Source organism: Agromyces sp. Y182 (genome assembly GCF_059445385.1).
Genome location: NZ_JCAIUF010000002.1, coordinates 982,760 through 997,368, shown reverse-complemented (window position 1 = coordinate 997,368; position 14,609 = coordinate 982,760). Strand labels below are relative to the sequence as shown.

Genomic DNA, 14,609 nt, shown 5'->3' with positions numbered 1-14,609 from the left:
ACGATGACGAACCGCGCCACGCTCCCGCGACGGACACGCCGCGCCGGCACGATCCTCGCACTCTTCTTGACGATCACCATCGGTGGCGGCGGTGCGCTCGCGACGGCATCAGAGGCCGCCGCGGCGCCGGATGACTCCTCGCTCACCGTGAAATGGCGCGCCGACGACAGCCGCGCCGCGCAGTACCAACCGAGCCGCGACGGTCTCGCCGACGCGTTCGTCGAGGACTTCCGCGACTTCACTGTCACCGTTTCACAGACCGAGAACCTGCAGGACCAGGCTGTCGAGGTCTCGTTCACGGGGCTGAAGCAAACGGTGATGCCGTTCCAACTCGGGGCGCGGAACTTCGTACAGCTCATGCAGTGCTGGGGTGCGGACCCGGCAGCAGCTGACTTCGCGGAGACCTGCCAATTCGGAGTGAACTCGCCCTATTCAGGGTTCGTCAGCGCGGCAGAACGGTGGGCCACCGTCGGGGCGGGCTTCGATGTCGCCACGCGAGGCGCGACGAACGCGAGCGGGTTCCGGCAGTTTCGGAGCGTGTGGGGCGAAGTGACCCAACCGGTGGAGATACCGACGCCCGGCGGGAACACCGAAACGCGAGATGGTCTGGCCACGTTCTTCACCCCGTCGTCGACCAACGAACTGCCGATCGTGCGGGCCGACGCACGCGGCGCCGGCAGTGCAGCGTTCGAGGTCCAGTCCGCAGCCTCGTCACCGCACCTCGGGTGCGGTGACCCGAGCTCGGCTGCCGGTGACCGTTGCTGGCTCGTCGTCGTCCCGCGAGGAGAGCACTTCGGCGGCCGGGCCGGCGAACAGTGCCATCCCTGGGCGGACGCGCTGCCTGGCTCCTTCCAAGATGTCCAGGCCGGGTCGCCGATCTCGCCCGAATGCTCATACTGGGATCACCGGGTGGTCGTGCCGCTGGACTTCGCTCCGGCCTACGTCGAGTGCGCGTCCGGCGCGCCCGAGCGAAGGGTCGTGGGTTCCGAACTCACCGCCGGAGCCCTCAGCTCCTGGCAATCGGCGCTCTGCACCGGCGAGAGCCCGGCGCGATACAACCTCACGACCGGCTCCGGCAGCTTGACCCGCTCCCAACTCGTCACAGGTCAGGCGGGCATGGCTCTGAGCGCGCTGCCGGTCACCGAGCAGACCGTCGGAGCCGAAGCGGTCGCAGCTCTCTCGCAGGCGGACCTGGCCTACGCACCGATGCTGAACTCCGGGCTCGTCATCGCGTACAACGCCTCGGTCCTGACCGATGACTCAGGAGCGGTGGCTCGGTACACCGACGGTGTGAGACTGTCTCCGCGCCTCATGGCGAAGATCCTGACCCAGCAGTATCGACAGCACATCCCCCATGCCGGCAACCACTGGCCCGATATCGACTACGTCAACCGGGCGCCTTTCAGCATCGCGAACGACCCGGAATGGCAGGCCCTCGGAAACCCGGCGCGTTTCGACTTGATGAGCGGTTACTTGAGTGACAGCGGGCTCATCGTAATGGGTCCGACCGGGGACGACGGAATCCGTCAGCTGTGGCAGTGGATCCAAGCCGACGACGAGGCACGCCGCTGGCTGCAAGGAGAGCCAGACCCGTGGGGGCAGACCATCAACCCCTACTACCTTCCATCGACTGACGCGCGAGCCCTCGGCGGCGGTCTTCCCTACGACCTCGCGAAAGACCCGATCGACATCGTCCCCCGCGCCGACCAGAACCTCTCGCCCGATGCCGAGACTGCGGCGAATCTGTACGACGGCAAGCAAGTCGACTCGCTGACCCTCCTGCCGTACGCCCAGAGCCTGAGTGAAGTCGCGAAACGAGTGTTCCGGGTCGAGTCGAAACAGACCTTCGACTGGGATCCACACAAAGTCACTGGAGGAAAGCCCGGCGCGTTCGCCCCGAACCCCCCGGTACCGGAGGGTATCCCTCGCCTCGCCCTCGGCCCGGTCGACGCCGCCAGCGCGGCCCGCATGGGGCTGGGTACCGCGGCACTGCAGTTGCCCAATCGGCCGGAAGTGTTCGTGAACCCGACCACCGCCGCCATGGAATCCGCGCTCACCTCCGGGCTGACGCCCGGAGTAGACGGAGTCACCGCTATGCAATTCGACAAGCTCGCAACTGACGCCTACCCACTCACCAGCACTATCTACGCCGCGGTCGACCTGAACGCCCTCGGCCCCGACCGGGAAGCACGCACCGAATATGCGAATCTGCTGCGCTACGCCGCAGACAACGGGCAGGTCGCGGGCTCGAGTCGAGGTCTCCTGCCCGCTGGATATGCGCCCCTGACCGCGGAGCAACGCGCGTCGGCATCCGCCCTCGCCGACCGGCTCCTCGTCGACCCGGCGAGCTCACCCACCGTGACCACCACCGTCCCGAGCCAGTCCGGCGCTGCGAACGGTGCACCGAAGGCAGCAGGCGCCGCTGAGAACGGCGCGACGCAGACTGCCGTCAACGCCGACGCCGGACGCGTCGCCGCGACCACCGCCACGGCGATCACGCCGCTGCAGGGAGCGCTCGGCACAACCCTGCTCGCCGGCCTCGGCGGCCTCGCCGCTTCCCCGTTCTTCCTGCGACGAAAACCGACCGACTGAGCCCGGGCAAAGACCACCTGTGCGGTCGCCGTCTCCAGACCGCAAAGGGAAGCCCCCCATCACAGGTAAGAGCGCGATGAGGGGCCGGAGTCCACAAGGACAACCAAGCGGAGACGATAGCAGAAAGCAAAGCTGAAATGAAACTGAACCGCAACTGGTCGCTCGCCGCGATCACCGCACTCACCGTTGGGGCTGTCGCCTTCACCGGCACCGCCGCGAACGCCGACCCGGCTTCCGGGTTCGGCGTGATCTCGGGCTCCGGGTCCGACACCACACAAGACGTCAACAACGGCATCGCCGCGGCCATCGGAGGCGGCACCGTCGCCTCATATGACGCAACGATCCCGTCGGGTGCAGGGAACTTCATCCAGACCTCCGCGACCGGCGTCGAGATTCCCCGCCCGAACGGCTCCACCGAGGGCAACAAGGCACTCTTCGCGGCGAAGAACGCACAGGTTCTCACGAGCCCACGCGGAACGTCGTCTGCCGCCCTGACCGATGCAGACCTCCAGTTCTCGCGCTCCTCGAGCCGGCCCGGCGTGCTCGACAACACTGGCGACTACGCGTGGATCCCGCTCGGCATCGACGGCGTCAGCTACGGCTACAACGAGAATGGCGCCGTCCCGACCGACATCCCGCTCACCGCTCCCGCCGGCCAGCTGAGCCTCCAGGCGATCTACCGGGCGAACGCGCCGGTCACCCTCACCCACGGTGGCTTGTCGTACCTGGTCGGCACGGCCACCACCCCGGGCGTGCAGATCGTCCCGTTCAAGCCGCAGGCGGGTTCGGGCACGCTGTCGTTCTGGCAGACCAAGGTGCTCGGCGGCCTCGCGTACGGATCGATCGTGAGCGACTCGTTCGTACAGGGTGGATCGACCGTCGGCGTGCAGGAGCACGACGGAGCCGCCCTGGCTGCGAACGACAAGGCGATCGTCCCGTTCTCGATCGCGCAGTACATTGCGCAGTCGAAGGCCGGAACGCTCGGTGCCGCGTACGGCGTGACGGTGAGCAACCGACTCCATGGTGTGACCGCGCTCGGCTCGATCGGCGGAAAGTCGCCGTTCGCCGCCGGCGGCGGCGAGCTCAAGCTCAACACCACGGACTTCCCTGTGATCCGCCCCGTGTTCACCGTGGTCAAGTACGCCGAACTGGCGACCAACACCACACTGAGCAACGTGTTCCAGGGCGTCTCGGCCACCGCATACACGGTTGACCGTCCCGGCGCGAGCACCCAGCTCGTGATCGAGGACTTCGGCTTCGGTTCGCTGACCACCGCGAAGACCATCGACGGTGTCTCGTACCAGGCCGGCCAGACCACGAACCTCCGTGGCAGCATCACCTTCCCCTAACCGCACCATCGCTCGTTCCCAATGAGCGGCGTGGGCGGGACCGCACTCACTCGCGGCCCGCCCACGCACCCGACCTCAGCCACCTGAAGAGAGAGCCGATCCTCATGCACGTCGTTCCCCAAGCCCCTGCATCCCTCCAACGGCCCAGATTGAGCATCCGCTTCATCGCTGCCGCGCTCGCCTCGGTCACCCTCGCGAGCATCCTCACCGTCGGCGGCGGAACGGCGGCCCACGCCGCCGATCTGATCCCCGGCAATCAGATCCTGAACGACGGCGTACCGGTCGAGCCGATCTTCACTCCTTCCGAGGGAACGTTCGAAACGCCCCCCACACAGCTGAACGTGGCGCAAGTCTGCCCAGAGTTCTACTACGCCACTTCAAGAACATTCATCATCAAGGATGCAAGCACCCATCTCCATGCGGCAGGACGCCGCGAGAACGGCTTCCCTCAGGCGACGGGGCTGAACCCGGAGACGACCGGGCCCACGATCGCTCTCACTGGGGTTTATGCGTTCCACAGCGAAGCCGCCGCGATCGGGCTCTTCAACGCCGCCGGCACCGGTACCTTCCCGCTCGTCGTCACCTGTGACCGCATGCGCCTCGCGAACGGTGTCGGCGTGAACGATCAGTCGATGTACTTCAAGACGATGATCACCGTGGACGCCGCGACAGAGACGTGGAAGATCCAGGCCCAGACGGAGCCCGTCGAGAAGGTCGACACCACGACCGCGCTCACCCCGACCGCTGGCAATGACGGCTCCGTCACCCTCACCGCGACTGTTTCGTCGGCCGCAGCGACCGGGTCGGTGTCGTTCGTGAACACTGCCACGGGCGCCGAAGTCGGCACCGGCGCCATCACCGGCGGGTCGGCTTCGACGACCGTGACCGGCCTCACAGCCGGTACGACGTACAGCTATAAGGCGGTCTACGCCGGCGACAACGCCCACAACGGCTCCGAGTCGGGCGTGGCGACCGTCAACACCGTCGCCGAGCCGCAGCCGCCGCAGGACACCGACATCACGGTCACGATCCCCGCGTCGGCAACCGGGCTGAAGTTCACGATCACCCCCGGAGCGGTCGCGCTCAGCGCGGCGACTCTCGAAGGCACGTCGTACGTGGCAACGGGCACGCTCGAGCAAGCAAAGGTGTCCGACAACCGTGAAGTTCGCACCGAGTGGGCACTGAACGGTTCGGTGAGCGAGTTCGTGAACACCGCCGACGACACGAAGAAGATCGCCGCCTCCAGCCTCGGCTGGAAACCCGAGCTCATCGGCGCTGCCGCGGCGAACGGCGGCACGGCAGGCGCCGAGGTCGTTGCGGGCACGAACGGGGGCCTCTCGTCGCAGAAGTCGCTCGCGCAGGCGGTTGCCGGCGCGACCGTCGCCGACACCACGGTCAAGGCCGGAATCACCCTGAAGGCCCCGGCCGACTCCGCCGCCGGCAACTACACGTCAACGCTCACGATCACCCTGATCTGAGCCGGCACCGGCAGAGCCGGGGTTCCACTGGATCCACCGCGGAACCCCGGCCTACCGTCACGATCCATTCGCAACACTCACGGAAGACACGAAGTTGACCGCTCGCACCGCCGCCTTCCCACCAGGCCGGCTCACGATGATCGCCGCGCTCTCGTTGGCGACCCTCGCCATGGCTTTCACCCCCGCCCCTGCACACGCCGAAGAAGGGAGCGAGGTCACCTGGAGTGTGCAACCCTCCTCACCCGACGGCCCCGACGGGCGCACAGAATTCGACTTTCACGTCGCGCCAGGCACCACGATCAGCGACTGGGTGTCGGTGTCGAACTTCTCGACCCAACCGGCGACGTTCCGCGTGCAAGGTGCGGATGCCGCGACCGACTACGAAACCGGAGCGTTCACACTGATCGGTGCCGACGAGGCATCCGTCGACGCCGGAGCTTGGGCGAGCATCGACTCAGGCGCATCGGTCTGCGCCGACACCGACGACGACGCCGAAGCGGCATGTACTGCGGCGCTCGGCACCGACATCACGTTGGAGCCCGGCAGCCGGGTGGACCTGCCGTTCACGATCACCGTTCCCCACGACGCTACGCCGGGCGACCACGCCGGCGGCATCGTCGCATCATTCCGCTCCACCGCCGTCGATGGCGCTGGCTCGACTGTGAATGTGTCGCAACGCGTCGGCACGCGCATCTACCTCCGCGTCGACGGGCCGCTGACGCCCGCGCTCGACATCAGGGGCACGGTGTCGGGCTACGACGGAGCCTGGAACCCGATCGGCGCTGGCACCGGCCGTATCGGGTTCGACCTCGCCAACTCCGGCAACATGCGCCTCTCCGCCACGCCCAGCGCACGCCTGACCGGGCCGTTCGGCATCGATCTCGGCACCGTCACCCTGCCGCCAATCAAGAACCTCGTCCCCGGCGGCACCACCCACGTCACCGCCGAGTTCCCCGGCGTGCCGCCCATCTTCCTCCTCTTCGCCGACCTCACGGTGATCCCCGCGGCCGCTGACGGCGTTGCGGCTACCGATGTCGCACCCGCACCGGTGACCGCCTCGACTCTCGCATGGGCGATCCCGTGGTCGCTGCTCGGGCTGCTCACAGTCATTGCGGGCGCGGTCTGGGCGAGCGTCTGGTGGCGCCGTCGGTCGCGGCACCGGCTCGTGGCCGAGCTGGCCGTCTACGCCGAGCAGGTCCGCGCCGATACCCTCGCCGCGGAGAACCACCACGCCAAGGAAAGCGAGCCAGTGCGATGAGCATGCGATCACGAACAGCAGGGGCCATCCGCTGCCTCATCGCGGCCGTCGTGGTCGCAACCGTCGCATCGGCCGGCACGGCACCCGCGTCAGCCGAGGAAATCCCCGACCAGGAGACGGGATTCACGGTGACGATCCCGAGCCACCCCCCGACACAGCCCACTCCGCCTACCACCCAGACACCGGGCGCGAACTCCGGGAGCGCAAACAACGGATCCTCCGGCCGACCGGCCGCGAACACGCAAGGCGGTGCACCCACAGCCACCACCTCCGCCAACTGCACGCCAACCGAGCCCGCCGTTCCAACGAAGGCGGCAACCACTGGCGAGAAGGCGACGACCGACAAGAGCCTGTACCTTCCTGGCCAGCAGGTCACGGCGACGGCGACCGGGTACGGCGCAGGTGAGCAGGTGCAGTTGGTGTTGTTCGCCGAACCGGCGCTGATCGGCACATTCATCGCTGACGCGAACGGCCAGGTGCAAGCAGTGTTCCCGGTCGCCGAGAAGACCACTGCGGGCACCCATACAGTGCAGTTCACCGGATGGTGTAACGCGATCGCGATCGCCGACATCCTCGTCGGAACGACCGCGGGTGCCGCGAGCAGCACCGGCGAGAACGTTCCGCCGTGGGCGTGGTGGGTGCTCGGCGCCGTCGTGCTCGCAGGGCTCGTGTTCTTCGGCTGGCGGGTCATCCGCGTCATGCGCGAACCTGAACCTGCGCGGCTCGCAGGCGCACGCTGATGAGCACAGACGTGACCACCGAAACCCGGCCCCCTGAAACCGACGAGGCGCTCGCCCCTCCGGGACGGCCAGACGAGATGCGCCCTGGCCACCGACCGCGCCGCAACCCGGGATTCTCAACGACCGCGGTCACTGAAGTGCTCCGACGCATCCCGCGGCCCGTGAAGCGGGCTTCACCACCAGCTGGCACCAGACCCCCAGGCGGCACACCGACACGTGGTCGGTTGCCGGCGGCAGCGCCGCGGCAACTCGCACCACGTGACATGCGCTGGTGGGTGGGCGCCGTCATCTTGACGCTGTCGCTGCTGTTCCTCGGCTTTGTCGGACACGTCGCTGTGTTCTCGACGTTCCAGCACCACAAGGCGCAGGAAGTCGGCTACCAAGTGCTCCGCACGTCGCTCGCAAAGGCGGAAACCCCGGTCGGGCAGCTCAACGTCGATGAGCAGATGGTCCCGCTCGGCACCCCGGTTGCGCTGATGCAGATCCCCGCGATCGGGATCAGCGAGGTCATCACCGAGGGCACGACCGCGGAGATGCTGCGCTCGGGCGCCGGGCACCGCCGAGACTCGGTGATGCCCGGACAGGCCGGGACCAGCGTGATCATGGGCCGTCAGGCGACATACGGCGGACCATTCGGATCACTCAATCAACTCGAGCCAGGCGATGAGATTTCCGTCACGACCGGGCAGGGCACGAACACCTATCAAGTGTTCGGGCTTCGCCGCGCCGGCGACCCGATGCCAGAGCCACTCCGGCCGAAACAAGGGCGGCTCGAGCTGATCACCGCCGATGGGCTCGCCCTGTTTCCATCGGGGGCGCTGCACGTCGACGCGCAACTCACCTCCACCATCCAGTCGACACCATCGAAAGTGATGGCATACCAGGCGTTGCCGACCCCGGAACGAGCGATGGGACAAGACGGAACCGCGTGGTTCATCGCATTCTTCTCGCTCGTCTTCTTCGCCGCAGCAGGCATCACCCTGTGGTGGCTGTGGAAGACGTGGGGGCGCTGGCAGACCTGGCTCGTCGGCGTGCCGCTCATGCTGGCACTCGGCGTGACCACTGCCGACATCGTGATGAACGCCCTACCCAACCTGCTCTGAACCCACCCCGAGGACACCATGACCCAGCACACCGACCCCCAGTCAGCGCCCGAAATCGACGACATCACCACCGTGCACCTTGCTCTCGGCAAGGCGGATTTCGAGTTGGGTGACATCACGACCGTGCACACGCCTGTCTCTGCCGCGTCCGCACCCGACGTGACGAGCGTGCTGCAGACGCCGAAGCGCCGCATGTTCGGCGGACGCGGTGCAGACAACGCCACCGCGTCGCCGAAGTCGCCGGAGAGATCCTTCGAGACGGTCGATCGCCGAACGGCGTCTGCCGGAACCGCGCCTACGCTGTCAAACCTCGAAGCCCGTGACGTGTCTGCCTGGTTCGGCGACCACAAAGTGCTCGACAGGGTCTCACTCTCCATGCCCGCCGGGCAGGTGACCGCACTCATCGGGCCGTCAGGATGCGGGAAGTCCACGTTCTTGCGCATCCTGAACCGAATGCACGAACTCATCCCCATCGCATCCCTCGCCGGCGAGGTGCTCCTCGACGGCGACGACATCTACGACCGCGGCCGCAAGCTCACCGACGCCCGACGCCACATCGGCATGGTGTTCCAGAAGCCCAACCCGTTCCCGGCGATGTCGATCTACGACAACACCATCGCCGGTCTCAAGCTCACCGGCATCAAAGCCTCCCGCGACGAGAAGGACGAACTCGTCGAACGCAGCCTCATCTCGGCTGGACTCTGGAAAGAGGTGAAGGATCGGCTTCGCCAGCCGGGCGGTGGCCTCTCCGGTGGCCAGCAGCAGCGCTTGTGCATCGCGAGATCACTCGCGGTCACCCCGAAGGTGCTGCTCATGGATGAGCCCTGTTCGGCGCTCGACCCCACCTCGACGCGCGTGATCGAAGAGACCATGACGGAGCTGCAGAAGGAGGTGACGATCGTGATCGTCACCCACAACATGCAACAGGCGCAGCGGGTATCGCAGCAATGCGCGTTCTTCCTCGCATCGCAGGGCACACCAGGCGTGATCGTCGAGCACGGCGACACCGACGCGATGTTCTCCGAACCTCAGGACGAGCGAACCTTCGACTACGTCAACGGGCGGTTTGGCTGAACGATGAGCGACACGTCAACCCCTGGATACCCCGGGGAGCTGCTCGGCGGTCGATACCGGCTCGGCGAGCTGCTCGGTGTCGGCGGCTCAGCCTCGGTGTTCGAGGCCGAAGACCTGACGCCGAGCGGCTCAGCGTCGGCGTCGGTCGCCGTGAAGATCCTTCATCCGCACCTGTCGGTCGACGACCGTACTCGGGGAGCATTCTTCCGCGAGGCCCAAGCGGCGCAATCACTCGCCCACCCGAACATCGTCTCCGTGCGGGACCATGGCCTGCACGATGCCGGCGGGGTGACAATGGGTTGGATCGCGTTCGATCTCGTGCGCGGGCTGAGCGCGGCCGAGTGGGTCGCGACGCGTGGTCCGATGCATCCGCTCGTCGCGGTCACCGTAATCTCAGGAGTCCTCGCCGCCCTGGCCGCCGCACACGCGGATGGTCTCGTGCATCGGGATGTGTCGCCGGCGAACGTGCTGCTCGAGGCCAACAAGGGCGACGACAACGTGACAGTGTCGCAGGTTCGTCTCGTTGACTTCGGCCTCGCCGACGTCACCGGGCGACCGACGCTCGGCAGTGACGTCCTCCTCGGCGCCGACGAGACCGACGAAGCGGGCGTCATCGGCAACGCGCAATACATGTCGCCCGAGCAAGCTCTCGGCAAGCCGGTTCGGGTAGCGGGGGACATCTACCAGACCGGCGCGGTGCTGTACTTCCTCCTCACCGGGCGGCCACCATACCCGCGCACGACGACGCGTCAAGTGCTCCAAGCCCAGGCGAGCGCCCCACCACCGGTGCCGTCGGCGATCGCCGACGTGCCCCGTGCGCTGGACCGGGTCGTGACCACCGCGATGAACAAAACGCCAGTGCGACGGTACCGGAATGCCGAGGAGTTCCGCGTCGCCCTCATTGAGGCAGCGGCGAGCATACCCAGCGATCCGAGGGTGCCGGACGAGCCGCAGACGGTCACTGGCGCGACACTGTTGCTGCCGCGCGGCGGCACGACACCCACCGACTACTTGGATGTCCCGCAAATGGGCCCCACTGGTGCCGCGATACCGATTCGCACGTCCGGTGTCGGACTCCTCGTGGCCATCGCGACGATGGTGTTGATCGGCGGCTCAGTCGCATGGGGCGTCGTGACCCGGAGCTCGGCCGGCGACAACGACCGACCGCCTGCGCCGGCAGCAACGGCACTACCCAGCGAGACATCCGCTCCCGAGCCGACCTCAACGCCCTCGCCGGCGCCAGTGGTCGCTCCGATCGTCGACCTGCCGGTGCCGACACTGTTCGGATCACTGGTCGAGGCGGAGCGCGCGCTGCGCGAAGCTGGGCTCACGCTCGGCCCGGTTACCCGCATCGATTCCGCAGAGGCGGCCGACAGAGTGCTGTCGCAACACCCCGGCGCCGGGTCGACCATCCCGCCCGGCTCCGGCGTGGCCGTCACCGTCGCCAACGGGACCAACACAGTGCCGCACGTCGCCGGGCTCGATGCCGCGACCGCCACCGCGCTCCTCGAATCCGCAGGCTTCACCGTCGTCTCGCCTGCAGCGACGCCGGCCGCCGCCGTTGTGACGGGCAGCCGGCCCGCGTCCGGTGCCGTGCTGAGAGTCGGCATCGCAGTCAGCCTCACTCTCGCCGAACCGCCCCCGACAGCGGTACCGACTCCGACACCGACCTCGGACGCGTCAGGAGCTGCGAGCGATGACCGATGAACCGACGAGGGTTCGCACAGCGCGGTGGGCTCGGGAAGGTCCTTCGTCCATACGGAGGCGGCACGGGACGGATTCAGGGCCGAGGGGAAGGGGGAAGAACACGGTCAACTCCAGTAACCAACGAGTCGGCTGGTCCCCGTCTGGCGGCTACTGTTTTTGCGCCCGCTGGGAGTCGATCTGCTCCTGACTGATGATCGCCAGCGATGCGGTGCTCAGTGCCGCGGCGCTCGCTCCGTCGATCTCCAGGCTGCCTGACATCACGTCGCCATGGTCCAACGTCGTTTTCAGTGGGTCCTCGCGGAGGAACGAAACAATGATGGCCGCGACGAGCATCAGTGGAACCATGGCGAAGAACACGGGTGTGAGGGCGTCGCTGTACGCACCGACGATGATGTCGCGGATCGACGCAGGCAACTCTTTTACCGACTCAGGTGTGAATGCGTTGCTCGAGCCGGCGGCTGCTGATTCGTCTGATGGCAATCGTTCCGCCAGAAGGGTCGCGAGCCGTGACGTGAACACGGTGCCGACAATGGCAGCGCCCAGCGACGAACCGATCTGACGGAAGTAGTTGTTGGTCGCTGTCGCCGTACCGACAACGGCGTTCGGGAACGTGTTCTGGACGACGAGTATCAGGTTCTGCATGCACATGCCCAAGCCCAAGCCCATGACACTCAGATATGCGCAGGTCACCCATACCTCCGTCGTCGACGACATCGTCGAAAGCAGATACAGGCCCACAGCAGTCACGAGCGTCCCGGCTATCGGCGCCCACTTGTAGCGGCCGGTTCTGCTCACGATCTGTCCGGAAGCGACCGAGGAGACGAGCAACGAAGCCATCATCGGGACCATCAGTAGTCCCGCCTGTGTTGCGCTGGCGCCAGTCACCATCTGCAGGTAGGTCGGCGTGTATGCGAGGGTGCCGAACATGGCGACGCCGATCAAGAGACCTGCGCTGGTGCTCAGATTGAAGTTGCGCCTCCGGAACAGTTCGAGAGGCATGATCGGTTCCGCAGTGCGTCGTTCGACGAGGACGAAGGCACCCGCGGCGAGAACTGTTCCGATGATCAGACCGATGATAATGAGGGAGTCCCAATCGTAGGTTGTCCCACCCCACGTGCTGATCAGCACGAGTCCGGTCGAGGCGAGCGCGAGGAGCGCCACTCCGAATACGTCAAGCCGCAACCCGGTGGTGCTGTGCTTCGGCAGGTGAAGGAAGGCCACGGCTGCGATGATCGCGAGGATGCCCAGGGGGATGTTGATCCAGAGGCACCACCGCCAGCCGATGACGTCGGTGAACCAGCCGCCCAGCAATGGACCCGCTACCGAGGACACCGCGAAGACGCCGCCCATGATTCCCATATACCGGCCGCGTTCTCTGGCGGGCACCACGTCGGCGATGATCGCTTGAGACAGAATCATCAACCCGCCGCCACCGAGGCCCTGCACACCGCGACCAATGATCAACCAGGTCATGTCGGGAGCGAATCCGCCGATGGTCGAGCCGATGACGAAGATCGAAATCGCGGTGATGAAGATGCCTTTGCGACCGACAAGATCACCGAGTTTTCCGTAAATCGGGAGCACGATCGTCGAGGTGAGCAGGTAGATCGTGATGATCCAGCCCATCTCGTCGGCAGCGTCCAGATCACCGACGATGGTCGGCAACGCGGTGCTGAAGATGGTTTGATCGAGGGACGCGAGCAGCATCGTCAGCATCAGTCCCGCGAAAACCAACAAGATGCTCTTCTTGTGGTCGGCGGCAGCGGCAGTCGGCGTTGCCGAAGCGGGCAAATCACTCATGTGACCTTCTCCAGTACTCGTCACTCAAGGACACGGATCGTCTCACCGAGACCCCAGAAGCCTCCTCGAAGAACCGGAGGTCCCTCATCCTTCTCGCCGAAGGTGACCGACGCTTCTCGCTGAAGGTGACGGACGTCCATCACGGAGAGCGGCGACGCCGTTCACAAGTGCGATCAGGCCCGTCGCTGATGCCTCTCGCTGACGCCTCTCCCCAGGGCGACACCGGGCTTCTGTATTGACGCTGCCCTTGTGCTTGCTGCACTTCTGGATTATCGCATCGCTGCAGATTCTGCACAACGGCGGCCGGCATCGCGGGTGACGTGGCGACAGAGCAGAAGCGATGATGGTCGAAGCGGACTCGAGCGATGACGTAAACTCAAGGGAACATCGCAATCAGGCCGATTGAGAAACACGATCTGACCAGCGCTGATACGAGGATGATCGCCGCAAGGCGGTCGGTGCCGCGGGGTGGAGCAGTTCGGTAGCTCGCTGGGCTCATAACCCAGAGGTCGTAGGTTCAAATCCTGCCCCCGCAACCAAGGCGGTATTGGAGAATCGGATTCCGGTTCTCATGAGATCGCTCAGAAGAGGCCGGGACTGAAGGAATTCAGTCCCGGCCTCTTCCGCTTCTTCGGTGCTGCTTGTCGCTACCCGAAGATCGCCGCGATGATGTCGTGCGTGTACCCGTCAGGGCCGGTGTTCATCCACTTCGTTGCGATCCACACCCCTTCACGGAAGAAGTGGGACTCGCCGGTCTGGCCGTCGTTGCTTTTCGGCGATTCGGTCACGCAGCGGACGCCGTCCAACTCTTCGTAGCAGGAGTGCCCGACCTCAGCGAACCGTGCCTGCATCTCCGTCGACTGCTCGGCGGTGACCGCTGACACGTTCGTGATGAGGCTCCGGTCGCTTCCGCCGACAGGGTTCCCCCAATGGCATGAGAGCTGCGACACGTCGCTGAGCAGTGCGATGGCTTCCTCGTCGTTCGACCCGTACATTTTCGGGGTGGCGTCAACGGCCCAGTCTGGGTTCAGCACCAGCCCGCCGAAGTCCGGGGTCAGGTCGCGTGTGTAGATCGCGGCGCAATCGGCGGGCAGCGTCACCGTGGCAGGGTCGGCCGGCGGTGTCGGTTCGCTCGCCGGGGGCGTCGATGGTGGCGCGGTGCTCTCAGGCGCCGACGATGCAGGCGGCGCAGCAGTGACGTCCGTCACAGCCTTGGTCAGCACGAACACGAGGGATGCGACGACGGCGATGACGGCCACCACGGACACGCTGATCCAGAACACCGGACGTCGAAAGAAGGAGTTGCCGGGGTCGGGCGGCGTCTGCGTCACAGTCTGGGTTCTCCTCGTCGGGTTCGGGGACGGCCGGCTGCGGCCTGAGAACATCATGCCGGGTCGGTCGGTGTGGTCTCACCGGACATTCGCGGCTTCGGCGCCAGCCGGGTCTGGTCTGAGCCGCTTCAATCACCGACGCTGAAAGTGCCCAGCACACACAAGGCGTTCCGGATT

General features: G+C 66.3%; 10 protein-coding genes and 1 tRNA gene. 9 read left to right on the top strand and 2 right to left on the bottom strand.

The genetic code is table 11. The features are described from left to right. Nucleotides 1–3 precede the first annotated feature (3 nt). The 8 genes from AC1C2R_RS19180 to AC1C2R_RS19145 all read left to right on the top strand — a co-directional run bounded on the left by AC1C2R_RS19180 (nucleotide 4) and on the right by AC1C2R_RS19145 (nucleotide 11,301). Nucleotides 4–2,592 carry a hypothetical protein gene (locus tag AC1C2R_RS19180; RefSeq protein ID WP_495380950.1) on the top strand — a complete coding sequence of 863 codons (2,589 nt, stop codon included), beginning with the start codon at nucleotides 4–6 and terminating at the stop codon, nucleotides 2,590–2,592. Nucleotides 2,593–2,729: 137 nt separating this feature from the next. Then, nucleotides 2,730–3,941: a hypothetical protein gene (locus tag AC1C2R_RS19175; RefSeq protein WP_495380949.1), complete on the top strand. Its 1,212-nt coding sequence runs from the start codon at nucleotides 2,730–2,732 to the stop codon at nucleotides 3,939–3,941. Between the two features lie 149 nt (nucleotides 3,942–4,090). Then, entirely contained in the window at nucleotides 4,091–5,419 is a 1,329-nt protein-coding gene (locus AC1C2R_RS19170) for an Ig-like domain-containing protein (protein ID WP_495353510.1), read from the top strand. 94 nt (nucleotides 5,420–5,513) lie between these two features. Next, nucleotides 5,514–6,677: a hypothetical protein gene (locus AC1C2R_RS19165; RefSeq protein WP_495380948.1), complete on the top strand. Its 1,164-nt coding sequence runs from the start codon at nucleotides 5,514–5,516 to the stop codon at nucleotides 6,675–6,677. Nucleotides 6,678–6,679: 2 nt separating this feature from the next. Then, a complete protein-coding gene (locus tag AC1C2R_RS19160; protein ID WP_495380947.1) occupies nucleotides 6,680–7,417 on the top strand; it encodes a hypothetical protein in 738 nt (245 codons plus the stop codon). Nucleotides 7,418–7,680: 263 nt separating this feature from the next. Continuing rightward, nucleotides 7,681–8,520 (top strand): sortase, encoded by an 840-nt coding sequence (locus AC1C2R_RS19155; RefSeq protein WP_495380946.1) that lies wholly within the window; start codon nucleotides 7,681–7,683, stop codon nucleotides 8,518–8,520. A 300-nt stretch (nucleotides 8,521–8,820) separates the two neighbouring features. Beyond that, complete coding sequence (locus tag AC1C2R_RS19150) at nucleotides 8,821–9,594, top strand: phosphate ABC transporter ATP-binding protein (RefSeq protein WP_495354406.1); 774 nt, start codon at nucleotides 8,821–8,823, stop codon at nucleotides 9,592–9,594. 3 nt (nucleotides 9,595–9,597) lie between these two features. Further along, nucleotides 9,598–11,301 carry a protein kinase domain-containing protein gene (locus AC1C2R_RS19145; RefSeq protein ID WP_495380945.1) on the top strand — a complete coding sequence of 568 codons (1,704 nt, stop codon included), beginning with the start codon at nucleotides 9,598–9,600 and terminating at the stop codon, nucleotides 11,299–11,301. Between the two features lie 147 nt (nucleotides 11,302–11,448). On the opposite strand, the gene AC1C2R_RS19140 is transcribed toward AC1C2R_RS19145, so the two are convergent. Continuing rightward, entirely contained in the window at nucleotides 11,449–13,101 is a 1,653-nt protein-coding gene (locus AC1C2R_RS19140) for an MDR family MFS transporter (RefSeq protein ID WP_495380944.1), read from the bottom strand. A gap of 462 nt (nucleotides 13,102–13,563) precedes the next feature. On the opposite strand from AC1C2R_RS19140, the gene AC1C2R_RS19135 reads away from it, so the two are divergent. Beyond that, nucleotides 13,564–13,640: transfer RNA gene (locus tag AC1C2R_RS19135), tRNA-Met, on the top strand. Nucleotides 13,641–13,748: 108 nt separating this feature from the next. Here AC1C2R_RS19135 and AC1C2R_RS19130 read toward each other — a convergent pair. Next, nucleotides 13,749–14,201: a hypothetical protein gene (locus AC1C2R_RS19130; RefSeq protein ID WP_495380943.1), complete on the bottom strand. Its 453-nt coding sequence runs from the start codon at nucleotides 14,199–14,201 to the stop codon at nucleotides 13,749–13,751. Between the last annotated feature and the right edge of the window lie 408 nt (nucleotides 14,202–14,609).

Excerpts from the sequence above, each read along its gene's own strand:
- AC1C2R_RS19180 (WP_495380950.1), top strand. The coding sequence starts at position 4 with ATGACGAACCGCGCCACGCTCCCGCGACGGACACGCCGCGCCGGCACG.
- AC1C2R_RS19175 (WP_495380949.1), top strand. The coding sequence starts at position 2,730 with ATGAAACTGAACCGCAACTGGTCGCTCGCCGCGATCACCGCACTCACC.
- AC1C2R_RS19160 (WP_495380947.1), top strand. The coding sequence starts at position 6,680 with ATGCGATCACGAACAGCAGGGGCCATCCGCTGCCTCATCGCGGCCGTC.
- AC1C2R_RS19155 (WP_495380946.1), top strand. The coding sequence starts at position 7,681 with ATGCGCTGGTGGGTGGGCGCCGTCATCTTGACGCTGTCGCTGCTGTTC.
- AC1C2R_RS19145 (WP_495380945.1), top strand. The coding sequence starts at position 9,598 with ATGAGCGACACGTCAACCCCTGGATACCCCGGGGAGCTGCTCGGCGGT.
- AC1C2R_RS19140 (WP_495380944.1), bottom strand. The coding sequence starts at position 13,101 with ATGAGTGATTTGCCCGCTTCGGCAACGCCGACTGCCGCTGCCGCCGAC.